This window comes from Pseudomonas sp. SIMBA_067 (genome assembly GCF_046534675.1).
Classification (GTDB): Bacteria; Pseudomonadota; Gammaproteobacteria; order Pseudomonadales; family Pseudomonadaceae; genus Aquipseudomonas; species Aquipseudomonas putida.
In genome coordinates this window covers 1-235 of sequence record NZ_JAWRYH010001373.1, presented here as the reverse complement: position 1 = coordinate 235, position 235 = coordinate 1, and the positions used below count along the sequence as shown (strand labels likewise).

Annotated in this window: 1 protein-coding gene; it reads right to left on the bottom strand. The window is 59.6% G+C overall.

Annotated elements, in window-relative coordinates; translation table 11 throughout:
• On the bottom strand, positions 1–235 hold a 235-nt coding region (locus tag SB765_RS33850; protein ID WP_410933064.1), incomplete at both ends, for a DUF692 family multinuclear iron-containing protein.

Genomic DNA, 235 nt, shown 5'->3' with positions numbered 1-235 from the left:
CACATCTTCTTTTACCGGTGCTCCGTGGGTATCGACCTTGAGGTCGGGGGCCTCATCGTAGTGACCCGCCACATGCATGCCGATGACCCTCGCCTGTGGCAACCCCTGAAGGAACGCCTGCGCATCGTAAGCATGGTTGCACGCGTTGACGAACACGTTGTTGACGTCCAGCAGCAGGTCGCAATCAGCCTCGTCGAGCACCGCACGGATGAAATCCAACTCGCTCATCGCCTGG